The organism is Pseudomonas sp. MDV22-iso1 (assembly GCF_058145095.1).
Map to the genome: position 1 here is coordinate 44324 of NZ_JBYVMF010000031.1, position 25609 is coordinate 69932.

The 25609-nt window shown below is 59.8% G+C and carries 23 protein-coding genes; 8 read left to right on the top strand and 15 right to left on the bottom strand.

All coding sequences use genetic code 11. From position 1 onward, the window contains the following. The first annotated feature begins 355 nt into the window (after positions 1-355). Both AC3ZVB_RS25650 and lptF read left to right on the top strand, forming a co-directional pair. Positions 356-769, top strand: a complete 414-nt coding sequence (locus AC3ZVB_RS25650; RefSeq protein WP_162440802.1) for a DUF4398 domain-containing protein — start codon at positions 356-358, stop codon at positions 767-769. A gap of 55 nt (positions 770-824) precedes the next feature. Then, positions 825-1613, top strand: a complete 789-nt coding sequence (lptF, locus tag AC3ZVB_RS25655; RefSeq protein WP_162440801.1) for a lipotoxin F family OmpA-related lipoprotein LptF — start codon at positions 825-827, stop codon at positions 1611-1613. A 71-nt stretch (positions 1614-1684) separates the two neighbouring features. Here lptF and AC3ZVB_RS25660 read toward each other — a convergent pair whose 3' ends face one another. From AC3ZVB_RS25660 to AC3ZVB_RS25730, 15 genes are all read right to left on the bottom strand, one after another. Then, a complete protein-coding gene (locus AC3ZVB_RS25660) occupies positions 1685-2014 on the bottom strand; it encodes a PA3694 family proteiin (protein ID WP_162440800.1) in 330 nt (109 codons plus the stop codon). Beyond that, positions 2011-2925, bottom strand: a complete 915-nt coding sequence (locus AC3ZVB_RS25665; protein ID WP_490148080.1) for an alpha/beta hydrolase — start codon at positions 2923-2925, stop codon at positions 2011-2013. Before AC3ZVB_RS25665 ends, AC3ZVB_RS25660 begins: the two co-directional genes overlap by 4 nt. A gap of 146 nt (positions 2926-3071) precedes the next feature. Continuing rightward, positions 3072-4349 (bottom strand): flavohemoglobin expression-modulating QEGLA motif protein, encoded by a 1278-nt coding sequence (locus AC3ZVB_RS25670; protein WP_162440798.1) that lies wholly within the window; start codon positions 4347-4349, stop codon positions 3072-3074. Between the two features lie 35 nt (positions 4350-4384). Then, positions 4385-4939, bottom strand: a complete 555-nt coding sequence (locus tag AC3ZVB_RS25675; RefSeq protein ID WP_194691245.1) for a hypothetical protein — start codon at positions 4937-4939, stop codon at positions 4385-4387. Positions 4940-5064: 125 nt separating this feature from the next. Beyond that, positions 5065-5781, bottom strand: coding sequence for a TetR/AcrR family transcriptional regulator (locus tag AC3ZVB_RS25680; protein WP_178114348.1), 717 nt, complete (start codon positions 5779-5781; stop codon positions 5065-5067). A gap of 99 nt (positions 5782-5880) precedes the next feature. Then, complete coding sequence (lysS, locus tag AC3ZVB_RS25685; RefSeq protein ID WP_490148081.1) at positions 5881-7383, bottom strand: lysine--tRNA ligase; 1503 nt, start codon at positions 7381-7383, stop codon at positions 5881-5883. A gap of 124 nt (positions 7384-7507) precedes the next feature. Further along, a protein-coding gene (prfB, locus tag AC3ZVB_RS25690; RefSeq protein ID WP_150630852.1) for a peptide chain release factor 2 occupies positions 7508-8603 on the bottom strand; the annotation gives its coding sequence in 2 pieces (ribosomal slippage) (positions 7508-8530 and positions 8532-8603; 1095 coding nt in all). A 287-nt stretch (positions 8604-8890) separates the two neighbouring features. Beyond that, positions 8891-9892, bottom strand: coding sequence for a response regulator (locus tag AC3ZVB_RS25695; protein WP_162440795.1), 1002 nt, complete (start codon positions 9890-9892; stop codon positions 8891-8893). A gap of 48 nt (positions 9893-9940) precedes the next feature. Further along, on the bottom strand, positions 9941-10951 hold the full coding sequence (locus AC3ZVB_RS25700; RefSeq protein WP_247266953.1) for a chemotaxis response regulator protein-glutamate methylesterase: 1011 nt from the start codon (positions 10949-10951) through the stop codon (positions 9941-9943). Then, entirely contained in the window at positions 10948-13245 is a 2298-nt protein-coding gene (locus AC3ZVB_RS25705) for a hybrid sensor histidine kinase/response regulator (protein WP_490148082.1), read from the bottom strand. The genes AC3ZVB_RS25700 and AC3ZVB_RS25705 overlap by 4 nt, the downstream gene beginning before the upstream one ends. Next, the gene (locus AC3ZVB_RS25710) at positions 13242-13925 is read right to left on the bottom strand and encodes a chemotaxis protein CheW (RefSeq protein ID WP_194691248.1); all 684 of its coding nucleotides are present in this window, start codon (positions 13923-13925) and stop codon (positions 13242-13244) included. The genes AC3ZVB_RS25705 and AC3ZVB_RS25710 overlap by 4 nt, the downstream gene beginning before the upstream one ends. Further along, positions 13922-15193, bottom strand: coding sequence for a CheR family methyltransferase (locus tag AC3ZVB_RS25715; protein WP_490148083.1), 1272 nt, complete (start codon positions 15191-15193; stop codon positions 13922-13924). The genes AC3ZVB_RS25710 and AC3ZVB_RS25715 overlap by 4 nt, the downstream gene beginning before the upstream one ends. After that, positions 15190-15726 carry a chemotaxis protein CheW gene (locus AC3ZVB_RS25720; RefSeq protein ID WP_194691250.1) on the bottom strand — a complete coding sequence of 179 codons (537 nt, stop codon included), beginning with the start codon at positions 15724-15726 and terminating at the stop codon, positions 15190-15192. The genes AC3ZVB_RS25715 and AC3ZVB_RS25720 overlap by 4 nt, the downstream gene beginning before the upstream one ends. Then, complete coding sequence (locus tag AC3ZVB_RS25725; RefSeq protein WP_194691478.1) at positions 15726-17348, bottom strand: methyl-accepting chemotaxis protein; 1623 nt, start codon at positions 17346-17348, stop codon at positions 15726-15728. Before AC3ZVB_RS25725 ends, AC3ZVB_RS25720 begins: the two co-directional genes overlap by 1 nt. Before the next feature lie 285 nt (positions 17349-17633). After that, on the bottom strand, positions 17634-18356 hold the full coding sequence (locus tag AC3ZVB_RS25730) for a tellurite resistance TerB family protein (protein ID WP_490148084.1): 723 nt from the start codon (positions 18354-18356) through the stop codon (positions 17634-17636). A 186-nt stretch (positions 18357-18542) separates the two neighbouring features. Here AC3ZVB_RS25730 and AC3ZVB_RS25735 point away from each other — a divergent pair, with 186 nt between their 5' ends. The 6 genes from AC3ZVB_RS25735 (at position 18543) to AC3ZVB_RS25760 (ending at position 25341) form a co-directional block, all read left to right on the top strand. Further along, complete coding sequence (locus tag AC3ZVB_RS25735; RefSeq protein WP_162439229.1) at positions 18543-19457, top strand: LysR family transcriptional regulator; 915 nt, start codon at positions 18543-18545, stop codon at positions 19455-19457. Positions 19458-19589: 132 nt separating this feature from the next. Then, on the top strand, positions 19590-21047 hold the full coding sequence (locus AC3ZVB_RS25740; RefSeq protein WP_162439228.1) for a gamma-aminobutyraldehyde dehydrogenase: 1458 nt from the start codon (positions 19590-19592) through the stop codon (positions 21045-21047). Between the two features lie 90 nt (positions 21048-21137). Next, a complete protein-coding gene (gene ydcS / locus AC3ZVB_RS25745) occupies positions 21138-22289 on the top strand; it encodes a putative ABC transporter substrate-binding protein YdcS (RefSeq protein ID WP_194691252.1) in 1152 nt (383 codons plus the stop codon). Positions 22290-22555: 266 nt separating this feature from the next. Further along, positions 22556-23593: an ABC transporter ATP-binding protein gene (locus AC3ZVB_RS25750; RefSeq protein ID WP_194691253.1), complete on the top strand. Its 1038-nt coding sequence runs from the start codon at positions 22556-22558 to the stop codon at positions 23591-23593. Position 23594: 1 nt separating this feature from the next. Then, entirely contained in the window at positions 23595-24542 is a 948-nt protein-coding gene (locus AC3ZVB_RS25755; RefSeq protein ID WP_194691254.1) for an ABC transporter permease, read from the top strand. After that, the gene (locus tag AC3ZVB_RS25760; protein WP_162439224.1) at positions 24532-25341 is read left to right on the top strand and encodes an ABC transporter permease; all 810 of its coding nucleotides are present in this window, start codon (positions 24532-24534) and stop codon (positions 25339-25341) included. Before AC3ZVB_RS25755 ends, AC3ZVB_RS25760 begins: the two co-directional genes overlap by 11 nt. Positions 25342-25609: the final 268 nt, after the last annotated feature.

The window sequence follows — 25609 nt, forward strand, 5'->3', positions numbered from 1 at the left end:
GGGCGTTCACCTGCTCGCGATGGCGTCAGTTCAATCAAAACACGGGTTGGCTGAACAACCGCTATCGCGAGCAGGCTCACTCCCCCATTGGCTTTCACATCCTCCAAAATTGCGTTATCTCAGGCGCCAAGAAGGCTGGGGATACCATTGCGCACCGCCAAAGTTCCCGATCTAGAGCCTTTTCGGCTCTCTCAATGTATTTTCGGGCGATAGGCCATCTTTTCTGAACTTTTGAAAAATCACTCGGGTCGTACCCTGTAACCACACCTGGGACGGCCGTTTCAAAAGCCCTCGCAAATGAATGGTACGGCTCCTTGCCCAGGATGGATTTTTAAGTTTTTCAGGAGTAATTCCAATGGAGTTGAAGACCATGACGACCAGCACTGCCAAATCTTCGTTCACTCACCTGCGCGGTCTGAAAATGGCTGCCCTTGCGATCGGCACCAGCTTCGTTCTGGCCGGTTGTGCCGGCAACCCGCCGACCGAACAATTCGCCGTGACTGAATCTGCAGTCAACAGCGCCGTGAGCGCTGGCGGTACCGAATTCGCCGCTGTCGAAATGAAATCTGCGCAGGACAAGCTCAAGCAAGCCGAGCTGGCCATGCACGACAAAAAATACGAAGAAGCCAAAACTCTGGCCCAACAGGCTGAGTGGGACGCTCGCGTCGCTGAACGCAAAGCTCAGGCGATGAAAGCCGAACAAGCTGTGAAGGACTCTCAGAAAGGTGTTCAGGAACTGCGTCAGGAAAGTCAGCGCACCGTGCAGTAAGCGCGCATCACGACCCCGGACCTGAAGCTCTAATCGATAGAAAGGACGAATTATTATGCGTAAACAATTGATGATCCCTGCTCTCCTGGCCGCAAGCGTTGCACTGGCTGCCTGCTCCACGCCGCCGAACCAGAACCTGGAAAATGCTCGCACCAATTACAGCGGCCTGCAGACCAACCCGCAAGCGAGCAAAGTCGCAGCGTTGGAAACCAAGGACGCCAGTGACTACCTGGACAAGGCCAACAAGGCTTACCTGGATAAAGAAGACGCATCGACAGTTGATCAGTTGGCTTACCTGACCAACCAGCGTGTTGAAGTGGCGAAGCAGACCATCGCTCTGCGCACGGCTGAAGCGAATCTGAAAAACGCATCGGCCCAACGTGCCCAGGCCCGCCTGGATGCTCGCGACCAGCAGATCAAACAGCTGCAGGACAGCCTGAACGCCAAGCAAACCGACCGCGGTACGTTGGTGACCTTCGGTGACGTGTTGTTCGCCACCAACAAGGCTGACCTGAAATCCAGCGGTCTGGTGAACATCAACAAACTGGCGCAGTTCCTCCAGGAAAACCCGGACCGTAAGGTGATTGTTGAAGGCTATACCGACAGCACCGGTGCAGCGAGCTACAACCAGTCGCTGTCCGAGCGTCGCGCCAACTCCGTGCGTATGGCTCTGGTGAAAATGGGCGTTGATCCAGCGCGCATCGTTGCCCAGGGTTATGGCAAGGAATACCCGGTTGCTGAAAACGGCAGCGTCTCGGGTCGTGCGATGAACCGTCGTGTGGAAGTGACTATTTCCAACGACAACCAGCCAGTGATCCCGCGTTCGGCTGTCAGCTCGAACTAAGCCTCACGCTGTAACTAAAAGCCCCGCCTGATCTGATCAGGCGGGGCTTTTTGTTGAAGATCAAAACGAAGTTACTGCTCCAGCTTCTGCGGCGTTTCCTGCCCCATGCACCGCACCGCTTTTTTCTGGCCGTTGATCAACACACCTGTCAAACCTTTTTGCTCGGTGTCGAACAGCACCAGCACTCCATCGATGCACTGCGCGACTTGCGGAGCCGGGTCCAGGGAGACCTTGTAGTCTTCGCCCGGCACGGTCTTGAGCATGGTGAAGTCGCTGAGCAGCAGCGCATCTTCGGGTTTGGCGAAGTGCAGGTAGCCGTACCACCACAGGGCGGCGACGGTGCCGAGGATGCTGCAAATACCGGTGATGATCAGCGGGATGGCGTTACGTTCTTCACTCATTGCGGACTCTCTGGTGGTTCATCTTCAGAATTCGGGGTTGCCGGGTAATTGGGGATTTCACCCAGGCGGCGCAGGCCGTTGAAATGCTGCGGATCGTCAAGGTAGCGCAGCATGACTTTGCGCCAGACCGGGTCGGCGAACGTCTGCACATGACCGCCACGGGTCAGTTGCAGCACTCGCGGCGGCGGCGCAGCTTGATACAGTCGGATGCCGTTGGAAAGGGGCACGATCGGATCGTCGATGCTGTGGTAGATCAGTTTCGGCACGCCATTGAGCTGAGCCATGGAGTTGATCGCACTGTCACCGTCCGGCACCAGCCAGGACAATGGCACCTGAAACGCCCAGGTCAGCCAGGAGGTGCTCAAGGCGAACTGGCCGACGCTGCGGTAACTGGCGGGCACTCCGTCGAGCACGAACGCCTTGAGTTGTTTCTGGCGTTCCGGGTGCTGGACCAGGTAATGCACGGCCATCGAACCACCGAGACTCTGGCCGAGAAGGATCAGCGGTTTACCTTTGACCTCGGGCGCTTGGTCGAGCCATTTGAACGCGGCATCGATGTCCTGATAGATCGCCGGCAAGCTCGGCTCACCCTCGGACAAGCCATAACCGCGATAGTCCACCAGCAACACCTGATACCCCTCTTCAGGCAACCACCAGCTCCCGCCGAGGTGCATCGGCAAGTTGCCGCCGTTGCCGTGCAGGTGCAGCACCGTGCCTTTGACCTCGACACCTTGTTTGGCGGGCAGCCACCAGGCGTTCAGCGTGAGGCCGTCGGCGGTGGTCAGGGTGACTTCACGGTAATCGAGTTTGGCTTTTTCCGGCGTGAACAGCTGGCCTGGCTCGGGATAGAACAGCAGCGAACTGCAACCGCCCAGGGTCAGGAGAAGGCAGAGGATGCCGAGGATTCTCATCCGTTGAAACCTCGTATTAAAGGATTGAAATACTAAACCCTGTAGGAGTGAGCCTGCTCGCGATAGCGGTCTGTCAGCCAACATCAATGTCGAATATTGAACCGTAATCGCGAGCAGGCTCACTCCTACAGGGAATTTCGTGATCATTAGAGGATATTGGAATAATCCGCTTCGATCCGGTCCAGGCTCAGGTGGTTCAGGAAGTTGGAGAAGCACATCCACGCCGACAGCGCGTTCATGTCGCGGAACTGTTCAGGCAAATACTTGGGCGGCACCACCAGGCCTTCATCCACCAACTGGCGCAGGGTACGCATGTCTTCCAGCGTAGTCTTGCCACAAAACAGTAGCGGAATCTGCTCAAGCTTGCCCTTGCGCACGGCCAACTGAATGTAGTTGTAAACCATGATAAAGCCCTTGAGGTAGGACAAGTCTTTGGTAAATGGCAAACCGTTGGGCACCGAGCCACGGAACACGCGACTGGCGTTGCCGTAGCTTTCCGGCATTTCGAAGCCTTGCTCACGGAAGAATTCGTACACCTGCAGGAAGTCGGCCCCCTCCTCCACCATGTGAATGGCGCGGGTGCGGTTGGTCAGTTTGCGCAAGCGACTCGGGTACGAGGCGAAGGTGATGATTTCCATCAGGATCGCCAGGCCTTCCTGGGTCACCGTCGAAGAAGGCGGGCCCTTGGAGAGAAAGGTACAAATCGGCTGGTTCAGGCCGTTCAGCGTGGTGCCGACATGCACCAGACCTTCATGAACTTCCAGAGCACGCACATCACGCTCGTTGAACATCGCGTCAGTGCGGATCTTGATGTAATCCGCGCCCGCCGCCGCGTCCGCGACAATGCCATCGGACTCGAATACGCGAATGGTTTCCTCGGCCTCGCCAAACACTTTGCTCAACCGGGTTTGCAATAAATTCACGGCGTCCTTGGCGGTGAGCGTTTTCGGCTCGTCCTTCAGGTCGCCGCGGCCGTCGATATTGTTCAGGTAATCGGAGAGCATCAAGCCCAGATCGGACAAAGTCGGGTCGCCGGCGTGGAACGCGTCGGACGCCGCGCCGTACAGCTCTTGGGAAATAAGCCCGAAATCCTCGGTACCGCGTGCTTCGAGCATGCGCACCACCATGCGGTATTCCTTGCACATGCGTCGCATGATTTGCCCGACCGGGTTGAACTGGCCAAGCTGGCGGGTGATGTCGCGCTCGATGTTCTGGAACTCCAGCTTCACTTTGCTGGAGTCGAAGGAAAGCGGCCGATTAAGGTAGTAATCGCGGTCCACCGCCGGCATTTCCTTGCCTTTGGCCTTGAGGAAACCCTTGCGGATGCTGTCATCCCATTTGACCGCATCGAGGACGCGAATCGGTGTCTGTGCCAGCACAATGCGATCGGACAATATGCGTATCGTCTGCTGGTAATCGTCCACCCGAAACTCCTGTAGTCAAACCGTAAACACTGAATTTATTTGGCTCTGGCCAGGCGCTGATAACGCACCGCTTCGACGAAGACATCGGAATTGGCCGGATCATCGAGCCAGGCGAAAACCTGATCCATGCGGGAGTCGATCAGTACTCCCTCGCCGTCGTCGGTCTGGAAGCCTTCGCCGCTGAAGACTTTCTGGCCCAGAGCTTGTTTGATCTGATCGAGATCGAGGTTGTAGACCACCAATTCATGCTGATCGTTGAGTTCGAAGCCGGCAATGATGAAATGCCCGCCAAATTGCGCCGGGACTTTAGCTGACAGGTACCAGCGATCACCATGGCGCGACACGGTGAAAGCATAGGCTTCGCGGGTTTTGGGTTTGGCCTTGAAATAGCTGACGGCCTGATAACGGCTGTCGCCCAGGCGGCTGAGCTCCAGGTTCATCGGCTCGCCCCAGGCGTTGGTGCTGGTCCATTTGCCAAGCAAACCTTTAGGCGCGGGATCGCTTTCGGGCAGCGGCTCCTTGAAGGTCACCAGGCAGCCACTGAGCAGCAGGAACGACAAGGCGATCACAACGACACGCCAGGTTTTCATTCAACACTCCCTATGAACAAAACACCGATCAGTGGGAGCCGGGCTTGCCCGCGATGACGGTGTGTCAGACGACATCCATGGTGAATGTCAGATCACCCTCGCGGGCATGCCCGGCTCCCACAGAGTTATACCGACGCCAATACCAAATGCATGTAGCGATTGAGAATACCGAGCATTTCCGCTTCGGCAGCAGGCTCGGCGTCGTTGAGCAGGCCCTGATATTCCATCCGTCCGATAATCGCCGTCAACACCTTGGCGTCCTGTTGTGGCTCTCGTGAACCCAGCACCTCGAAAAGCTGACACGTACCCTGCAGGAGAATTTGCTGATGCGAGCGCACCAACTGCGCCAGGCGCGGGTTCAACAACGCCTCCTGACGAAACGCCTGCTCGGCCATCAGATGTTCGCGGCGGCTCACCAATTGGTGGTGAACATAGTCCGCCATCAACCGCGCAATATCATCCGCCAACTGCGAGCGAGACTCGGGGCTGCCGTCGCCGCTGACCACCATCTCGCGCAGCAGGCCTTCGTTGTTCACCCACAGCTTGGCCATGAACGCCGCACTACGCTCCACATACTGAGCGAAGGTATCGGTGAGCAAGTCGTCGATGTCTTTGAAGTAGTAGGTCGTCGCCGATAACGGCACGCCCGCTTCAGCAGCCACTGCTCGATGACGTACAGCCCGCACGCCTTCGCGCACGACAATGCGCATGGCCGCATCGAGAATGTCCTGTCGACGCTGCTCGCTGCCCTGTCGGCTGGCCTTGCGACCCTGGTACTGAACACTTTCAGCGACCGCAGTGGCGATACCCGCTGCACCTTCTTGAGCCATTGCACGAATCACGACAGGTATTTCCTCTCACATGAAAGTAACAAGTTGATACGTTTGTACCAGACAGGCAATAAAAAGCCGCCTTGAAAGGCGGCTTTTTAACTAAAACACTTACGCTTGCGGCCGCATGTGCGGGAACAGGATCACGTCGCGGATCGACGGGGAGTTGGTCAGCAGCATCACCAGACGGTCGATGCCGATACCTTCGCCGGCCGTTGGCGGCATGCCGTACTCCAGCGCGCGAACGAAGTCGGCGTCGTAGTGCATGGCTTCGTCGTCGCCGGCGTCCTTGTCGGCTACCTGCGCCATGAAGCGCTCGGCCTGGTCTTCCGCGTCGTTCAACTCGGAATAGGCGTTGGCGATTTCACGACCACCGATGAACAGCTCGAAACGGTCGGTGACGTTCGGGTTGTCGTCGTTGCGACGAGCCAGCGGCGACACTTCGAACGGGTACTGGGTAATGAAGTGCGGCTGCTCCAGCTTGTGCTCGACCAGCTCTTCGAAAATCATCACCTGCAGCTTGCCCAGGCCTTCGAAGCCCAGCACCTTGGCGCCGGCTTTCTTGGCGATGGCGCGAGCCTTGTCGATGTCGTTCAGGTCGTCAGTGGTCAGCTCAGGGTTGTACTTGAGGATCGAGTCGAACACCGACAGACGCACGAACGGTTCGCCGAAGTGGAACACCTTGTCGCCGTAAGGCACGTCGGTGCTGCCCAGAACCAGCTGCGCCAGCTCACGGAACAGTTCTTCGGTCAGGTCCATGTTGTCTTCGTAGTCGGCGTACGCCTGGTAGAACTCCAACATGGTGAATTCAGGGTTGTGACGAGTCGAAACGCCTTCGTTACGGAAGTTGCGGTTGATCTCGAACACTTTTTCAAAACCACCTACCACAAGGCGCTTGAGGTACAGCTCCGGCGCGATGCGCAGGAACATGCCCATGTCCAATGCGTTGTGGTGGGTTTCGAACGGCTTGGCTGCCGCGCCGCCCGGAATGGTTTGCAGCATCGGCGTTTCCACCTCCAGGAAGTCACGCTGCATCAGGAAGGTGCGGATGTGAGCAATGACTTGCGAGCGCACGCGGAACGTCTGGCGCACGTCTTCGTTGACGATCAGGTCAACGTAACGCTGGCGGTAGCGCTGCTCGGTGTCGGTCAGCCCGTGGTGCTTGTCCGGCAGTGGACGCAGGGACTTGGTCAGCAGGCGCACGTTGGTCATTTCGACGTACAGGTCGCCCTTGCCGGAACGGGCCAGGGTGCCTTCAGCGGCAATGATGTCGCCCATGTCCCAGGTTTTCACCGCGGCCAGGGTTTCTTCGGACAGGGTCTTGCGGTTGACGTAGACCTGGATTCGACCGGTCATGTCCTGGATCACCATGAACGAGCCACGGTTGAGCATGATACGACCGGCAACCTTGACCGGAATCGCAGCCTCGGCCAGCTCTTCCTTGGTCTTGTCCGCGTACTGCTTCTGCAGCGCATCGCAGTAGTTGTCGCGGCGGAAGTCGTTCGGGAAGGCGTTGCCCTTGGCGCGCTCGGCAGCCAGCTTTTCCTTGCGCAGTGCGATCAGGGAGTTTTCTTCCTGTTGCAGGGCTTGCGGGTCGAGTTGTTGGTCGCTCATGTCTTTAAATATTCCATCAGGTTCGTTGTCCCCAGCCTTCGGCTGGGGATCGCGGGCAAGTCGGATGCTGCACCGCCGTTACCACAGGGATCGCCTGTGTCAGCGCGATCCGGTACTGCATGCTTTACAAGCCTTGCTTCAGGCTCGCCACCAGGTATTCGTCGATGTCGCCGTCGAGCACCTTGTCGCAGTCGCTGCGTTCGATGTTAGTGCGCAAATCCTTGATCCGCGAGGCATCGAGCACGTACGAGCGAATCTGGTGACCCCAGCCGATGTCCGACTTGGTGTCTTCCAACGCTTGCGAGGCAGCGTTGCGCTTCTGCACTTCCTGCTCGTACAAGCGCGCCCGCAACATTTTCATCGCGGTATCTTTGTTAGCGTGCTGGGAGCGTTCGTTCTGGCAGCTCACCACGGTGTTGGACGGTACGTGAGTGATACGTACGGCCGAGTCGGTGGTGTTTACGTGCTGACCACCGGCACCGGAGGAGCGGTAGGTGTCGATGCGCAGGTCCGACGGATTGATGTCGATTTCGATGTTGTCATCGATTTCCGGCGACACGAACACAGCCGAGAACGAGGTGTGGCGACGGTTGCCAGAGTCGAACGGGCTCTTGCGAACCAGGCGGTGCACGCCGATTTCGGTACGCAACCAGCCAAAGGCGTACTCGCCCTTGATGTGCACGGTAGCGCCCTTGATCCCGGCGACTTCACCGGCGGACAGTTCCATGATGGTCGCGTCGAAGCCGCGCTTGTCAGCCCAGCGCAGGTACATGCGCAACAGGATGTTGGCCCAGTCCTGGGCTTCGGTACCGCCAGAGCCGGCCTGGATGTCCAGGTAGGCGTTGTTGGCGTCCATCTCACCGCTGAACATGCGACGGAATTCGAGTTTTTCCAGGGATTCGCGAAGGCGCTCGACTTCGGCGGCGACGTCATCGACGGCAGCCTGGTCTTCTTCTTCGGCGGACATCAGCAGCAGGTCTTTGGCGTCAGCCAGACCGCTGTGCATTTCGTCGAGGGTTTCGACGATCTGGGCCAGCAGGGAGCGCTCGCGACCCAGTTCCTGAGCGTACGACGGGTTGTTCCAGACAGACGGATCTTCAAGCTCGCGATTGACTTCGGTCAGACGCTCATGCTTTTGATCGTAGTCAAAGATACCCCCGAATAGTTTCGGAGCGCTCGGACAGGTCCTTGATACTGTTAAGGATCGGGTTGATTTCCATGGCGGGCAGCACTCGTTGGCGAACTTTTGAAAGCCGGCGAGTATACCGTAATCAGGCTGTCAAGGCAGCCCGCCTGGCGGCTTTAGGGGGGAATGATTCAATCGAATGCAGGGTGTTCTGTGGTGAGGGGATTCATCCCCGTTCGGCTGCGCAGCAGTCGCAAGTCCGGTCAACTCAATCTATTTGGCCGGATGCTGGGGCCGCTTCGCAGCCCAACGGGGATAAATCCCCTCGCCACAGGGGATTTTCCCGGTCTGGGGCAGCGAGTTCAAACTCCCCATCTATCTCTACGCAATCCCCACCTGATTACGCCCATTGTTCTTCGCCGCATACAGCCCCTTGTCCGCCGCCAGGATCAGTTGCCGGCAATCGCTGCCCTGCTGCGGGGTGATGGTCGACAGGCCGATGCTGATGGTCAGGCTCGAGCCTTCTGCCGGTGCGTTGTGGGGGATTTTCAGGGCCGCGACGGTCTGCCGGAGTTTTTCCGCCACCAGTCGCGCGCCACCCGGTGAAGTGTTGGGCAGCACCAGCGCGAACTCTTCACCGCCGTAACGGGCCGGCAGGTCAGAAGGACGGGAGCTGGCGTCGCGAATCGACGTGGCGACCTTGCGCAGCGCCTCATCGCCTTCCAGATGACCGAAGCTGTCGTTGTAGGATTTGAAGTAATCCACATCAATCATCAACAACGACAGCTGAGTCTGGTCACGCAACGAGCGTCGCCATTCCAGCTCCAGGTACTCATCGAAGTGACGACGGTTCGACAGTCCGGTCAGGCCGTCGGAGTTCATCAGCCGCTGCAGGACCAGGTTGGTATCAAGCAACTGCTGCTGGCTCACGCGTAATGCGCGGTAAGCCGCGTCACGCTGCAACAGGGTCATGTAGGAGCGCGAGTGATAGCGGATGCGCGCCACCAGCTCGATGTTGTCGGGCAACTTCACCAGATAATCGTTGGCCCCCGCCGCGAAGGCCGCGCTTTTGATCAGCGGGTCTTCCTTGGTCGACAGGACAATGATCGGAATGTCCTTGGTCGCCGGGTGATTGCGGTACTCGCGCACCAGGCTCAGGCCATCGAGACCGGGCATCACCAAATCCTGCAGGATCACCGTCGGCTTGATGCGAATCGCCTGGGCGATCGCCTGATGTGGGTCCGCACAAAAGTGGAAGTCGATATTTTCTTCATTCGACAACCCACGTCGCACGGCCTCGCCGATCATCGCCTGATCGTCCACCAACAACACCATGGCGGCGTTTTCATCGGTCTTGAAATCGTCGAGCTGTAAATCATTCATGTGCGATCACCTGAGTACTGCCGAAGCCAGGATTGCTGCCAAGAATAGTCATTTAGCGAAAATCTCCAGCAATCGTGGCGCTATCTTGTCCAGTGGGCGAATTTCCGAGGCCGCGTCGATAGCCGCTGCTGCCTTGGGCATTCCGTAAACCGCACTGCTTTGTTGGTCCTGAGCAATCGTCAGGTAGCCCTGCTGGCGCATGAGCTTGAGGCCCTGCGCGCCATCGCGTCCCATGCCCGTGAGCAACACGCCGACGGCATCACCGTTCCAGTAATTGGCCACGCTTTCGAAAAACACATCGATCGAGGGCCGATAAATCTCGTTGACCGGTTCGGCGGTGTACGCCAGCGTACCGTTTTTCAACAAGCGAATATGATGATTGGTGCCGGCCAGCAGCACTGTTCCGCTTTGCGGTGGCTCGCCTTCCTGGGCCAGGCGCACGTTGAGGCCGCTGGCACTGCTGAGCCACTCGGCCATGCCGGCCGCAAACACCTGGTCCACGTGCTGCACCAGCACAATGGCTGCCGGGAAATCCCGTGGCAGCCCTTTCAGCAGCACTTCCAGCGCAGCCGGCCCGCCCGCGGACGAGCCAATGGCGATCAGCCGCTGCCGCGAACCCGAACTGCGCAGCGGACTCGGCGCCGGACGTTCCCGGTTGCCTTTGTCGCCGATCAGCCAGCCAATGTTCATGATCTTGCGCAATAACGGCGCCGCCGCTTCCTGGGCGTTACCGGCACCGAGCGCCGGGGTATCGACGACGTCCAGCGCGCCATGCCCCATGGCCTCGAACACCCGATGCACATTCTGTTGGCGATCGACGGTGACGACCACGATGGCGCACGGGGTCTCGGCCATGATCCGTCGTGTGGCTTCGACGCCATCCATCACCGGCATGATCAGGTCCATCAGGATCAGGTCCGGCGTGTTTTCAGCGCAACGCTGTACCGCCTCGGCGCCATTGCTGGCAACCCAGATCACCTGATGCGCCGGTTCGAATGCCAGGGCGCGGCGCAGAGCCTCTACCGCCATGGGCATGTCGTTGACGATTGCGATTTTCATGTCCGCGCTCCTCCGATGAGCTCAACCACTGCATCAAGCAGGGCGTCGTCATGAAAACTGGCTTTGGCTAGATAATAGTCGGCTCCCGCGTCCAGTCCACGACGGCGGTCTTCTTCGCGATCTTTATAGGACACCACCATCACCGGCAGCGATTGCAGGCGGTTGTCCCGCCGCAACAACGACACCAGTTCGATGCCATCCATGCGCGGCATGTCGATGTCGGTAATCAGCAGATCGAAATCCTCCGAGCGCAGGGCATTCCAGCCATCCATTCCGTCGACCGCCACGGCCACATCGTAGCCGCGATTGAGCAACAGTTTGCGCTGCAGTTCGCGCACCGTCAGCGAGTCGTCGACCACCAGAATCCGTTTGCGAGCCGCTTCGACGACCTGATTGCCCTGACGCGCAATGCGCTCCAGGCGACCGGTATTGAGCAGCTTGTCCACCGAACGCAGCATGTCTTCAACGTCGACGATCAACACCACCGAACCGTCGTCGAGCAAAGCCCCGGCGGAGATGTCCTGCACCTTGCCCAGCCGCTCGTCCAGCGGCAGCACCACCAGGGTGCGTTCGCCGATGAACCGCTCGACAGCCACGCCGTAAATCGCCTCGCGCTCGCGGATGACCACGACCTTGAGCGTCTCCTGCGCACTCTGGCTGGCCGGCCGCTGCAGCAATTGACTGGCCGCGACCAACCCGACATGTCGGCCTTCGTGCCAGAAATGCTGACGGCCCTCGACCTGAACGATGTCCGCAGGTTCGAGATCGCACATGCGTTCAATGTGAGCCAGCGGAAACGCATACGCCTCGTCACCGACCTCCACCACCAGGCTGCGCACCACTGACAGTGTCAGCGGTACTTCGAGATGGAAATGACTGCCCTCGCCCGCCGTCTGCTCAAGCACCACTGCGCCCCGCAATTGACGGACCATATGCTGGACCGCATCCAGACCGACCCCCCGCCCGGAAACCTCGGTGACCTTGTCGCGCAAGCTGAAACCCGGCAGGAACAGGAACGTCAGCAGTTCTTCTTCACTCAACTGCGCGGCGGTTTCCGCCGGGGACAATTGACGCTCGATGATGCTGCGGCGGACCTTTTCCAGGTCGACGCCGTTGCCATCATCGCTAAGTTCCAGCACCAGCAGACCGGCCTGGTGCGAGGCGCGCAGTCGGATCAAGCCCTCAGCAGGCTTGCCGGCCAACAGACGTTGCTCCGCAGATTCGATGCCATGGTCGACAGCGTTGCGCAGCAGATGAGTCAGCGGCGCTTCGAGTTTTTCCAATACGTCGCGATCGACCTGGGTTTTCTCGCCCTCGATCTCCAGCCGCACCTGTTTGCCCAGGCTGCGACCCAGGTCGCGGACCATGCGTACTTGCCCGGTCAGCACGTCGGCGAAGGGTCGCATGCGGCACGCCAGCGCCGTGTCGTACAACACTTGGGCGCGTTGACTGGCTTGCCAGGCGAATTCGTCCAGCTCGGCGTTTTTCTCCACCAGCAACTGCTGGGATTCCGCCAGCAACCGACGAGCATCCTCAAGGGCTTCCCGGGCTTCGAGGCTCAGGGCGTGGTCCTTGAGGTGCACATTGAGATTTTCCAGCGCGCGCAAGCCGTTGCTTTGCGTGCGTTTGAGGCGCTGCATGGTCGCCAGATGCGGTTTGAGCCGCAGGGTTTCCACCAGGGACTTGCTCGACAGATCGAGCAGGCTGTTCAAGCGTTCGGCCGTGACCCGCAGGACTCGCTCGCCATTTTCCGTGGTGCGCCTGTTTTTCGGTGGCGACTCGGTGGGCGCCACCGGCAGCGGCTCGACGACCGGGATCGGCACCTCGATCGGTGCAGCAGGTGCTTCGGGTTCAGGCTCGGCCATGAACGGCGCGATCGGTGTGCTGATGGGTGGAGCCAGTGCCAGCGGGTCCAGCAACAGTGTCATCAGCGCCACATAGGCTTCAATGTCCGCTGGGCTCGGCGCGTGATCAGGCGTCGCAATGCGCATGAGCAGATCGGTGCCTTGCAGCAAAGCGTCGATGTGTTCTGGCCGAAGGTACAGACGCCCCTCCTGCGCGCTGACCAGGCAATCTTCCATGACGTGGGCAACACTGACACCGGCATCGACGCCAACGATCCGCGCCGCGCCCTTGAGCGAGTGCGCGGCACGCATGCACGACTCAAGGTGATCGGCCTGAGTCGGGTCGCGTTCAAGTGCCAGCAAGCCCGCGCTCAGCACCTGCGTCTGGGCTTCGGCTTCCAGGCTGAACAGTTCCAGCAACGAGGCGTCGCGCATCTGTTCAGGGGTCATGTAAGGCTCCGGGTCACGGCGGACAACAGCTGCTCTTCATCGAGCCAACGCAGGCTGCGACCTTTGAACTGCAACACGCCATGGGTGTATTTGCTGCTGGCCTGTGTACCGGAACGCGACGCCGCGTCGAGGATTCGCTCGTCGATGGCATGAATGCCATCGACCTCGTCCACCGGCACCACCACGGGACCACCGTTGGCGGCGATGATCAGCATGCGCGGCATCACCCGTGCCCCGGACGCCACGCTGCCAACCGCATCGAGCCCCAACAGCTCGACCAGCGACAGGCAGGCCACCAGCGCGCCGCGCACGTTGGCCACACCGAGCAAGGCCCGGGAGCGTTGATGGGGTAACGAGTGAATCGCCTGCAGCGGCGCCACTTCCACCAAGGTACGGGTGGCCAGACCAAGCCATTCTTCGCCGAGGCGGAACATCAGTAGCGATCGGGTTTTGACATCGCTTTCGACCGCGCTGGACACCTGTCCGCGGTCTTCCTGCTGCAAGGCGTAGCGATCGAGCAAACGCGTGGCAGCGGTCGAGTAGACAGCGCAGTTGCGGCAATGAATGTGTTCGCTCAGCAGCGGGCAGGACCTGTCGCCATGGACACCGATGCGGTTCCAGCAGTCATCGATGGCCTGGGCATCGTCGTGAGTTACGCTCAAGGCGTCGGAGGCGTTCATCGTTTGCGCTCACTGTCAGCGGCGCGCTCGCTACGGGCGGCGCGGTCCTGCAATCGTCTGGCGCCCGCCGTGTCGCCCTGGGATTGCAGCAAGGCTGCCAGGTGCATCAACGCGTCGGGGTGTTGGGGTTCAAGGTACAGCGCCTTGCGATAAAACCCTTGGGCTTCAAGGGCGCTACCGGCGACATCGCTGAGCAATCCCAACCAGTAAAACACTTGGGCAACCGGTTCGTGACTGCGCAAATAACGTTCGCACGCGGCCCGGGCCTCGGCGCTTTTGCCTTCGTTGGCCAGGACGGCGATGTTCGCCAGCAGTGCGGCGGCATCCGAATGACCGGTTTTGGCAACAACCGGCCGCGGCGCCACGGCGGCAAAAGGCCGGCTGCGAACCGGTAACGGTGTCACGTTGCGGACAGGGCGCTGCACCGGCAGCGGCGTCGGCGTCGGCACAAAAACGGGCGGCAGTTCGGGCGCGTTTTGGCGACTGAACGCAAAAGACTGCGGGATGCCGATCGAACGCATGCCGAAACGTCCCAACAGACTGCCTTCGGCCGGGCCGATAAACAGTACGCCGTCAACGTGGGTCAGACGCTTCAAGACTTCAAAGACCTGTTGTTGCGTCGGCAGGTCGAAATAGATCAGCAGATTTCGGCAGAACACAAAATCATAGGGCGGCTCGTTGGCCAGCAAGACTGGATCCAGCAGATTGCCGACCTGCAATCGCACTTGCTCCAGAACACGCTCGCTGAGGCGAAAGCCTTCATTGTCGGGCGTGAAAAACCGATCGCGAAACTCGATGTCCTGACCGCGAAACGAGTTCTTGCCGTACAGCGCGCGCCGGGCTTTTTCCACCGAGAGGGGGCTGACATCCATTCCTTCGACTTTGAACTGATGGGGCTTGAGGCCGGCATCAAGCAACGACATGGCAATGGAGTACGGCTCTTCACCGGTGGAACACGGCAAGCTGAGAATCCGCAGGGCGCGCATGTTGTTGATGTCGCCCAGCCGCTTGATCGCGAGCTTCGCCAACGTGGCGAAGGACTCCGGATAGCGGAAAAACCAGGTCTCGGGAACGATCACGGCTTCGATCAACGCTTGCTGCTCGTCCCGCGAACCTTGCAGCCTGTGCCAATACGCATCGGCAGTGAGGTCACTGTTCGCGGCGCTGCGTTGGCGCACTGCTCGCTCAATGATCGCCGGCCCCACCGACGTCACGTCGAGGCCGATGCGCTCTTTGAGGAAATCGAAAAAACGCTGATCGCTGCTCATGGTCGCTCCTCAAGCAGTGCCGGATCCAGCGGTGGCGAGGGAAACAACAACCCGCGCACCCGCTCATCCAGCAAATCGGCGACCCGCACCCACTGCAGCAAACCCTGGGCATCTTCCCTCACTGGCCCCAGATAAGGCGCCTGGCGATTGTCCAAACCGTAGGGTTGAAACTCGGTCGGGTGGCAGCGCAAGGTATCAGTGGCTTGTTCCAGAATCAGCCCAAGCAATTGTGGGGCAACGGCTTCATTCGGGCGGTAATGAACAAGCACCAGTCGGGTACTGGTGCGAACCTGCGCCGGTTCGCCGAACGTCAGTGCACTGAGGTCGATCACCGGCACCACCGCACCGCGATAGGCAAACACCCCTGCGACCCAGTCCGGCGCCTTGGCTATCGGCTTCAACGGCAGGCGCGGCAGCACTTCAGCCACCTCGATGGCCTGCAGGGCATAGCGCTCGTTACCGATGCGAAACACCAGAAACAGGGACTGTTTGGCCGGCATCACGGTGCCGCGCCTGGCCGCGAGTTCGCTCATCAGACTTTGAATCGCGAAACGCCGCTGCGCAGACCCACGGCCACCTGGCTCAGCTCATCGATGGCGAAGCTGGCCTGGCGCAGGGACTCGACGGTCTGGCTGCTGGCATCGCCCAATTGCACCAGCGCGTGGTTGATCTGTTCCGCGCCCGTAGCCTGGGCTTGCATGCCTTCGTTGACCATCAACACTCTCGGTGCCAACGCCTGAACCTGATGGATGATCTGCGACAACTGCTCGCCAACCTGTTGCACTTCGGACATGCCACGGCGCACTTCTTCGGAGAACTTGTCCATGCCCATGACGCCGGCCGACACCGCCGACTGGATCTCGCGCACCATTTGCTCGATGTCATAGGTGGCCACGGCGGTCTGATCCGCCAGGCGGCGCACTTCCGTGGCGACCACGGCAAAGCCACGGCCGTATTCACCGGCTTTCTCTGCTTCGATGGCGGCGTTGAGTGACAGGAGGTTGGTCTGATCGGCCACTTTGACGATGGTCACGACCACCTGATTGATGTTGCCGGCCTTCTCATTGAGGATCGCCAGTTTGGCGTTGACCAGGTCGGCGGCGCCCATCACCGAGTGCATGGTGTCTTCCATGCGGGCCAGGCCTTGCTGACCAGAGCCGGCCAGCACCGACGCCTGATCGGCGGCGGTGGAGACTTCCGTCATGGTGCGCACCAGGTCACGGGAAGTGGCCGCGATTTCACGGGAGGTCGCGCCGATTTCAGTGGTCGTCGCCGCTGTTTCAGTGGCAGTCGCTTGCTGCTGCTTGGACGTGGCAGCGATTTCGGTCACCGACGTGGTGACCTGCACCGACGAGCGCTGGGCCTGGGAAACCAGCGAGGTCAGCTCGGTCATCATGTCGTTGAAGCCGGTTTCGACAGCACCGAATTCATCTTTGCGATCCAGGTTCAGGCGGCCGCTGAGATCGCCGGTACGCATGATTTCGAGGATTTTCACGATACGGTTCATCGGCGCCATGATTGCGCGCATCAGCAGCAGGCCGCAGAGGCCGGCAGCCAGCACTGCAATCAGCAGGGACACGCCCATGATGACTTTAGCCGTGACCACGGCGTTATCGATGGCCACCATGTCATCGTCGGCGACCTTCTTGTTCTCGCGAATAATGTCATTGAGTTTGACGCGTCCTGCGGTCCAGGCCGGGGTCAATTGCTCATTGAACATCTTTGTCGCGTCGTCTACCTGTTGCCGTTTATGCAAGTCGAGAACCGCCGTCAGGATCTTGTTGTAATCCTCATGAAATTTTTCAAACCGGGCGAATTCGACCTTGTCTTCATCGGTGGTGACGGTGTTGCGATAGTTGCTCATCTGCTCTTGCAGGCGCGTCTCGAAGAGTTTGAACTCGGCGTCATCCTCCGCGGTAACACCCTGCCCCTCTTTGAGGCCAAGCATCTCCTGGATATGCAGGAAACTGTCGGACCAGGCCCCCCGAATCGCCGAGCTGAAGAACACACCAGGCAGCGCGTCGTCACGGACGCTGGCTTCGCTTTCTTCGATTTTCAGCAGACGGGAATAGGACACGATGACCATCAGAAACATGATGGCGATAATTACCGCAAAGCTCGCCAAAATGCGTTGGCGCAACGTCCAGTTCTTCACAGTCATTCCTCGGGGCCGTTTCAAATGTTGCGGAGTATAGCCGAGGGCGGTGTTTCATTTATAAGACGGATGCGCACCACTTCTCATCCTGGCCATGCAAACACCGGGATTGGCTCTGGAATGGGACTTTCCGCTATTTGGGAAGAGGAGTGTTAGTGTCGATTTGGTAGAGATGAGTGCTGGATGGGTCATTGATGGTGAAGAAGCTGCCGATAACCGCAAACGATCAAAAGATCGCAGCCTCGGCAGCTCTTAAACGGGGAAGACGATTTTCACGGGCGTTGCTTAAACCGAAGCCTGGCGCACCTGCTTTTCCAGTTCAGCCTTCAAGCCCGGCTCCAGCTTGAGCTGGCGAGCCAGTTCATCAAGGTAGGACTTCTCCATGAAGTTCTCCTCATCCACCAGCATCACGCTGGCGATGTACATCTCGGCGGCCATTTCCGGGGTTCTGGCGGCGCGCGCGACATCAGCAGGATCCAGCGGTTTGTTGAGTTCGGCATGCAGCCAGTGCTGCAACTCCTGGTCGTTGTCGAGCTTGGTGAACTCACCTTCGATCAGCGTCCGCTCGCGCTCATCGACATGGCCGTCGGCCTTGGCAGCCGCAACAAGGGCCTTGAGGATTGCCTGGCTGTGCAGTTCGACTTGCGCCGGCGGCAAGCGGTCCAGGGTTTGCGGTTCAGTCTTCGCCCCGCCGCCCTGCTGTGCCTGCCAGTTGCCGTAAGCCTTATAGGCAATGACGCCCAGCGCCGCGAGGCCACCGTAGGTCAGGACCTTGCCACCCACATTGCGGCCCTTCTTGCTACCCAGCAACAGGCCCATCGCGCCAGCGGCCAACGCACCGCCACCGGCGCCTGACAGCAGGCCGCCAAGACCACCCGAGCCAGCGGATCCGCCCAGCAAACCGCCCAATCCGCCGCTGGATGCCTTGTTATGGGAGCCACCAGCCTTCTTTTGCAACATATCCTGACCCGACCTGAGCAACTGATCGAGCAATCCACGGGTATTCATTTTCCGCCTCCAAAAATGGGGTTAACCGGACCATTAAGGCCACCAGCCTAGATCGAAAGTGCCCGGCGTCCGGAAGCGAGAGTGCTTCGAGATGTTGCGCGTGAAAGAACAGGCCACCGCAGACCATCGAAAAAAAAGATATACACTCATGTAAATATATAAAAACCGCCCACCGGGTAATTTTCCATGATGACCTTGCGTCAGATTCGTCATTTCATCGCAGTAGCCGAAACCGGCTCCATCTCCGCCGCCGCACAAACCGCCTTCATCTCCCAATCAACCCTTACCCTGGCCATTCAGCAATTGGAGCAGGAAATCGGCGTCAGCCTGTTCAATCGCCACGCCAAGGGCATGACGCTGACCCACCAGGGGCACCAATTCCTGCGTCAGGCGCACCTGATCCTGGCGACGGTGGACAATGCCAAACGCAGCCTTCAACAAAGCACCGACCAGGTGGCCGGACAACTGATCATCGGCGTAACCAGTCTGGTCGCTGGCTATTACCTGGCGGATTTGCTCACCCGTTTCCAGCGCGCTTACCCCAATGTCGAACTGCGCGTGATGGAAGATGAACGTCCTTACATCGAGCATTTGCTGGTCAGCGGCGAGATCGATGTGGGGGTGTTGATCCTCTCCAACCTGGAAGATCGCCACGCACTGCAAACCGAAGTACTGACCCACTCGCCCCATCGCCTGTGGCTGCCCGCCCAGCATCCACTGCTGGAACACGACAGCATCAACCTGGCGGACGTCGCCCGCGAGCCATTGATTCAGCTGAATGTCGATGAAATGGACCGCAACGCTCACCGCATGTGGAGCGGCGCCGGCCTGCAACCACGCATCACGCTCAAAACCGCATCGACGGAAGCGGTTCGAAGCCTCGTTGCCGCTGGATTGGGCGTGTCCATTCAGCCGGACATGACCTACCGCCCCTGGTCGCTGGAGGGCGACATCATCGAAGCGCGCCCCATTGCCGACTTGAGCCAGACCCTCGATGTCGGCCTGGCCTGGCGCCGAGGCACCGCGCGACCGGCCCTGGTCGACCCCTTCCTGACCGTGGCGCGGGAACAACCCCACGGCGGGCGCAAGCCATCTATTTAATCGAACGCCACCTTCAGTATTTAGTATTTGTCGACCTCGGGGCCTCGGACTAGTCTTGTTACATCTATATAAGACGGCCGGGCCTCAGTCACTGGGAGCACCATGGCCACACAAGAAAAGAGAACCCGAAAAATGGCTGGCGCGCAGACCCCGTTGTTCACCGCGTTGTTGATCGACGGCGAATTGGTCGCAGGACAAGGCTTTGTCGAGCCAATCCTTAACCCGGCCACTGGCGAAGTCCTGACCTCCATTGCCGAAGCCAGCACCGAGCAGGTCGAAGCAGCCATTCTCGCGGCCCATCGCGCATTCCCCGGCTGGTCGCGGACCACGCCGCAGCAACGCTCGGTGCTCTTGCTGGACATCGCCAACGCGATCGAAAAAAACGCCGACCTCCTCGCCCGCCTCGAATCCCTGAACTGTGGCAAGCCTTTGCACCTGGCCCGTCAGGATGATTTGAGCGCGACTGTCGACGTGTTCCGCTTCTTCGCGGGTGCCGTACGTTGCCAGACCGGCCAGCTCAGCGGCGAATACCTGCCGGGTTACACCAGCATGGTGCGCCGCGATCCGATTGGCGTGGTCGCCTCGATTGCGCCGTGGAACTACCCGATCATGATGGCCGCGTGGAAAATCGCCCCGGCCCTCGCCGCCGGCAATACCCTGGTCTTCAAACCTTCCGAACACACCCCGCTGTCGATCCTGGCGCTGGCACCTGCACTGGCCGAGATCCTGCCGCGCGGCGTGATCAACATCGTGTGTGGCGGCGGTGAAGGCGTCGGCAGCCATTTGGTCAGCCACCCGAAAGTGCGCATGGTGTCGCTGACCGGCGATATCGTCACCGGGCAGAAAATTCTCCAGGCCGCGGCAAAAACCCTGAAGCGCACGCATCTCGAACTCGGCGGCAAAGCTCCGGTGATTGTCTGCAACGACGCGGACATTCAGGCCGTGGTCGAAGGCGTGCGCACCTACGGTTATTACAACGCCGGTCAGGATTGCACGGCGGCGTGCCGAATCTATGCACAAGCCGGCATTCATGACCGACTCGTGGCTGAACTCGGCGCCGCTGTCAGCAGTTTGCGCTTCGCCGGCAAACGCGACGCCGACAACGAGATCGGCCCGCTGATCAGCACCCGTCAGCGCGACCGCGTTGCCAGCTTTGTCGAACGCGCTCTCGGCCAACCGCACATTGAGCGCGTAACCGGTGCGGCGGTGCACTCCGGTGCAGGCTTCTATTACCAGCCAACCTTGCTGGCCGGTTGCAAACAGAGCGATGAAATCGTCCAGCGCGAAGTGTTCGGGCCGGTCGTCACCGTGACCCGTTTCGATGAGCTTGAACAAGCGGTGGACTGGGCCAACGATTCGGAATACGGCCTCGCGTCGTCGGTCTGGACCCAGAACCTCGACAAGGCGATGCAGGTTGCCGCGCGCTTGCAATACGGCTGCACCTGGATCAACAGCCACTTCATGCTGGTCAGCGAAATGCCCCACGGTGGCCTGAAACGTTCGGGCTACGGCAAGGACCTGTCCAGCGATTCGCTCCAGGATTACAGCGTGGTGCGGCACATCATGGCCCGCCACGGACAGCATTTATGAAAGCGCACTACGCTAACAATTAGCCGTAAAGGCATTGGCTTCACCCCGTTCAATACTGCCCCGACCATAATTAAAGAAGAGGGAAACCCCATGTTCGTGCACAAGACCGCACTGCTCAGTGCAATCACCACAGCGCTGCTGGCCAGTGCCAGTATCCAGGCCGCCGAACCGCTGAAAGCCTTGGGCGCCGGCGAAGGTCAGCTGGATATCGTCGCTTGGCCCGGCTACATCGAACGGGGTGAAAGCGACAAGGCTTACGACTGGGTGACCGGGTTCGAGAAGGAAACCGGCTGCAAGGTCAACGTCAAAACCGCTGCCACCTCCGACGAAATGGTCAGCCTGATGGCCAAGGGCGGTTACGACCTGGTCACCGCATCGGGCGATGCCTCGCTGCGCTTGATCGTTGGCAAACGTGTGCAGCCGATCAACACCGACCTGATCCCGAACTGGAAAAGCATTGACCCGCGCCTGAAGGATGCGCCGTGGTACGTGGTCAACAAACAGACCTACGGCACCCCGTATCAGTGGGGCCCGAACGTACTGATGTACAACACCAACGTCTTCAAGACCGCGCCAACCAGCTGGAACGTGGTGTTCGACGCGCAGGACCTGCCTGATGGCAAGCCGAACAAGGGTCGCGTGCAGGCCTATGACGGCCCGATCTACATCGCCGATGCGGCGCTTTACCTGAAAACCACCAAGCCGGAACTGGGCATTCAAAGCCCGTACGAATTGACCGAGACCCAATACAAGGCGGTGCTCGAACTGTTGCGCGCACAGCAGCCGTTGATCCACCGCTACTGGCACGACACCACCGTGCAGATGAGTGACTTCAAGAACGAAGGCGTGGTCGCGTCCAGCGCCTGGCCTTATCAGGTCAACGGCCTGATGAACGAGAAGCAGCCGATCGCCTCGACCATCCCCAAAGAAGGCGCCACCGGCTGGGCGGACACCACCATGCTGCACGCCGAAGCCAAGCACCCGAACTGCGCCTACAAGTGGATGGACTGGTCGTTGCAACCGAAAGTCCAGGGTGATGTAGCCGCCTGGTTCGGTTCGTTGCCAGCCGTCCCGGCAGCGTGCCAGGGCAGTGAATTGCTGGGCGCCGAAGGCTGCAAAACCAACGGTTTCGACCAGTTCGAGAAGATCGCCTTCTGGAAAACCCCGCAGGCTGAAGGCGGCAAATTCGTGCCGTACAGCCGCTGGACCCAGGATTACATCGCGATCATGGGCGGCCGTTAAGCCTCGAGAACCTGTTCGGCAAAAACCTTGTGGCGAGGGAGCTTGCTCCCGCTGGGTGGCGAAGCCGCCCCAAAACCATTTTGTAGCGGCAGCCGAGGTACGAGGCTGCGCTGGGCTGCGAGGCGCCCCGTGAGGGCGTTCCTGCGGACGCGCAACGCAGCCTCGTACCTCGGCAGCTGCTACAGGGTTATTCATCAAGATCCAGATTTTTCAGAAGTCCAGGCAGGGCCGCTGTGACGACCCTCGCCTTTTTGGAGCACCGCACCATGACGCTTGCAGTCCAGTTCACCAACGTTTCCCGTCTATTCGGCGAAGTGAAAGCCGTAGATCGGGTTTCCATCGACATCCAGGACGGCGAGTTTTTCTCCATGCTGGGGCCTTCCGGCTCGGGCAAAACCACCTGTCTGCGCCTGATCGCCGGGTTCGAACAACCGAGCGCAGGCTCTATCCGTATTCACGGCGAAGAAGCCGCCGGGCTGCCGCCGTACCAGCGTGACGTCAACACTGTTTTCCAGGATTACGCACTGTTCCCGCACATGAACGTACGCGACAACGTCGCCTACGGTTTGAAGGTCAAGGGCGTCGGCAAGGCCGAACGCCAGAAGCGCGCTGAGGAAGCTCTCGACATGGTTGCCCTGGGCGGCTACGGCGATCGCAAACCGGTGCAACTGTCCGGTGGTCAACGCCAACGTGTGGCCCTCGCCCGTGCCCTGGTCAATCGACCTCGCGTGCTGCTACTCGACGAGCCCCTCGGCGCGCTCGATTTGAAGCTGCGCGAGCAGATGCAGAGTGAACTGAAGAAGTTGCAACGCCAGCTAGGCATCACCTTCATCTTTGTCACCCACGACCAGACCGAAGCGCTGTCGATGTCCGACCGTGTGGCGGTGTTCAACAAAGGTCGCATCGAACAGGTCGATACGCCGCGCAACCTCTACATGAAACCGGCAACCACCTTCGTCGCCGAGTTCGTTGGCACCTCGAACGTGATTCGTGGCGATCTGGCGAAGCAGCTGAGCGGCAATCCACAGCCATTCTCGATTCGCCCGGAACACGTGCGTTTCGCCGAAGGCCCGCTGGCGAGCCATGAGATTGAAGTCAGCGGCCTGCTCCATGACATCCAGTACCAGGGCAGTGCCACACGCTATGAACTGAAGCTGGAAAACGGCCAGACCCTGAACATCAGTCAGGCGAACAATCAGTGGCTGGACACCAGCGCCCAGCACCAGACCGGGCAGCGCATCAATGCTCGCTGGGCACGGGAAGCCATGATCCCGCTGCACGACAACGTAGTCGGCGGGGTATGAGATGAGCACCTTGGCTATCTCCCGGAACCCATCGGGTGGCTCGGCATTGCGCAGGTTCTCCAACCTGTTGTATCGCCGCCCCAACCTGTACCTGTCGTTGCTGCTGGTGCCGCCGCTGATCTGGTTCGGCGCCATTTACCTGGGCTCGCTGCTGACGTTGTTGTGGCAGGGTTTCTACACCTTCGACGACTTCACCATGGCGGTCACACCCGACTTGACCCTGGCGAACTTCGCGGCCCTGTTCCAACCGTCGAACTTCGACATCATCCTGCGCACCTTGAGCATGGCGATCGTCGTTTCGATTGCCAGCGCCATCGTCGCGTTTCCGATTGCTTACTACATGGCGCGTTACACCACCGGCAAGACCAAGGCGTTTTTCTACATCGCGGTGATGATGCCGATGTGGGCCAGTTACATCGTCAAGGCGTATGCCTGGACCTTGCTGCTGGCCAAGGGTGGCGTGGCGCAATGGTTCGTTCAGCACCTGGGGCTGGAACCGGTTCTGCAGTTCGTACTGGGCATTCCCGGCGTCGGCGGCAGCACCTTGTCGACCTCGCATCTGGGTCGCTTCATGGTGTTCGTCTACATCTGGCTGCCGTTCATGATCCTGCCGATACAGGCCTCGCTTGAACGCTTGCCGCCTTCGCTGCTGCAAGCTTCCGCCGACCTCGGGGCCAAGCCACGCCAGACCTTCATGCAGGTGATCCTGCCCCTGTCGATCCCGGGGATCGCCGCCGGTTCGATCTTCACTTTTTCGCTGACCCTGGGCGACTTCATCGTGCCGCAACTGGTGGGGCCGCCGGGTTACTTCGTCGGCAGCATGGTCTACGCCCAACAAGGTGCGATCGGCAACATGCCGATGGCTGCAGCGTTCACGTTGGTGCCGATTGTGCTGATTGCCATCTACCTGACTATCGTCAAACGACTGGGGGCCTTCGATGCACTCTGAGAAAGCTTCTTTAGGCCTGAAAATCGCGGCCTGGGGCGGGTTGGTATTTCTGCACTTCCCGATCCTGATCATCTTCATGTACGCCTTCAACACCGAAGACGCGGCGTTCAGCTTTCCGCCCAAGGGTTTTACCCTGCACTGGTTCAGCGTGGCGTTCTCACGTCCCGACGTTCTGGAGGCGATCAAGCTGTCGGCGCAAATCGCGGCGATTGCGACCTTGATTGCAATGGTCCTCGGTACGCTGGCGTCGGCGGCCCTGTACCGACGTGATTTCTTCGGCAAACAAGGCATCTCGTTGATGCTGATCCTGCCGATTGCACTCCCGGGGATCATTACCGGTATCGCTTTGCTGGCGACGTTCAAGACACTGGGGATCGAGCCGGGGATGTTCACCATCATCGTCGGCCACGCGACCTTCTGCGTGGTGATCGTTTACAACAACGTGATCGCCCGTTTGCGCCGCACCTCGCACAGTTTGATCGAGGCCTCGATGGACCTCGGCGCCGACGGTTGGCAGACCTTCCGCTACATCGTCCTGCCGAGCCTGGGCTCTGCGTTGCTGGCCGGTGGCATGCTTGCCTTCGCGCTGTCGTTCGACGAAATCATCGTGACCACCTTCACCGCCGGCCATGAACGCACGCTGCCCCTCTGGCTGCTCAACCAGCTCAGTCGGCCGCGGGATGTGCCCGTGACCAACGTCGTCGCGATGCTGGTGATGATCGTGACCATGCTGCCTATCCTCGGCGCCTATTACCTGACCCGTGGCGGCGAAAGCGTTGCGGGCAGCGGCGGGAAGTAACCGAATAACTGGAGGAACCCGCCCCCCTGTAGGAGCGAGCTTGCTCGCGATGATCTCGCACACACCGCGAGCAACCAGTCTGAACGCGTCATCGTTCACGTCCATCGCGAGCAAGCTCGCTCCTACAGGGGGCGGTTTACACAGAGAACAACAACAGGTTCGAAGAGGACATAGAGATGCAAACCAAACTCCTGATCAACGGCCAGCTGATCAATGGCGAAGGCCCCGCCCAAGCCGTGTTCAACCCGGCGCTCGGCCGCGTTCTGGT

Bases quoted from the DNA above. Each gene is read 5' to 3' on its own strand.
- AC3ZVB_RS25650 (WP_162440802.1), top strand. From the start codon at position 356: ATGGAGTTGAAGACCATGACGACCAGCACTGCCAAATCTTCGTTCACT.
- lptF (WP_162440801.1), top strand. From the start codon at position 825: ATGCGTAAACAATTGATGATCCCTGCTCTCCTGGCCGCAAGCGTTGCA.
- AC3ZVB_RS25660 (WP_162440800.1), bottom strand. From the start codon at position 2,014: ATGAGTGAAGAACGTAACGCCATCCCGCTGATCATCACCGGTATTTGC.
- AC3ZVB_RS25665 (WP_490148080.1), bottom strand. From the start codon at position 2,925: ATGAGAATCCTCGGCATCCTCTGCCTTCTCCTGACCCTGGGCGGTTGC.
- AC3ZVB_RS25675 (WP_194691245.1), bottom strand. From the start codon at position 4,939: ATGAAAACCTGGCGTGTCGTTGTGATCGCCTTGTCGTTCCTGCTGCTC.
- lysS (WP_490148081.1), bottom strand. From the start codon at position 7,383: ATGAGCGACCAACAACTCGACCCGCAAGCCCTGCAACAGGAAGAAAAC.
- AC3ZVB_RS25695 (WP_162440795.1), bottom strand. From the start codon at position 9,892: ATGAATGATTTACAGCTCGACGATTTCAAGACCGATGAAAACGCCGCC.
- AC3ZVB_RS25700 (WP_247266953.1), bottom strand. From the start codon at position 10,951: ATGAAAATCGCAATCGTCAACGACATGCCCATGGCGGTAGAGGCTCTG.
- AC3ZVB_RS25705 (WP_490148082.1), bottom strand. From the start codon at position 13,245: ATGACCCCTGAACAGATGCGCGACGCCTCGTTGCTGGAACTGTTCAGC.
- AC3ZVB_RS25710 (WP_194691248.1), bottom strand. From the start codon at position 13,925: ATGAACGCCTCCGACGCCTTGAGCGTAACTCACGACGATGCCCAGGCC.
- AC3ZVB_RS25715 (WP_490148083.1), bottom strand. From the start codon at position 15,193: ATGAGCAGCGATCAGCGTTTTTTCGATTTCCTCAAAGAGCGCATCGGC.
- AC3ZVB_RS25720 (WP_194691250.1), bottom strand. From the start codon at position 15,726: ATGAGCGAACTCGCGGCCAGGCGCGGCACCGTGATGCCGGCCAAACAG.
- AC3ZVB_RS25730 (WP_490148084.1), bottom strand. From the start codon at position 18,356: ATGAATACCCGTGGATTGCTCGATCAGTTGCTCAGGTCGGGTCAGGAT.
- AC3ZVB_RS25735 (WP_162439229.1), top strand. From the start codon at position 18,543: ATGATGACCTTGCGTCAGATTCGTCATTTCATCGCAGTAGCCGAAACC.
- AC3ZVB_RS25740 (WP_162439228.1), top strand. From the start codon at position 19,590: ATGGCTGGCGCGCAGACCCCGTTGTTCACCGCGTTGTTGATCGACGGC.
- ydcS (WP_194691252.1), top strand. From the start codon at position 21,138: ATGTTCGTGCACAAGACCGCACTGCTCAGTGCAATCACCACAGCGCTG.
- AC3ZVB_RS25750 (WP_194691253.1), top strand. From the start codon at position 22,556: ATGACGCTTGCAGTCCAGTTCACCAACGTTTCCCGTCTATTCGGCGAA.
- AC3ZVB_RS25755 (WP_194691254.1), top strand. From the start codon at position 23,595: ATGAGCACCTTGGCTATCTCCCGGAACCCATCGGGTGGCTCGGCATTG.
- AC3ZVB_RS25760 (WP_162439224.1), top strand. From the start codon at position 24,532: ATGCACTCTGAGAAAGCTTCTTTAGGCCTGAAAATCGCGGCCTGGGGC.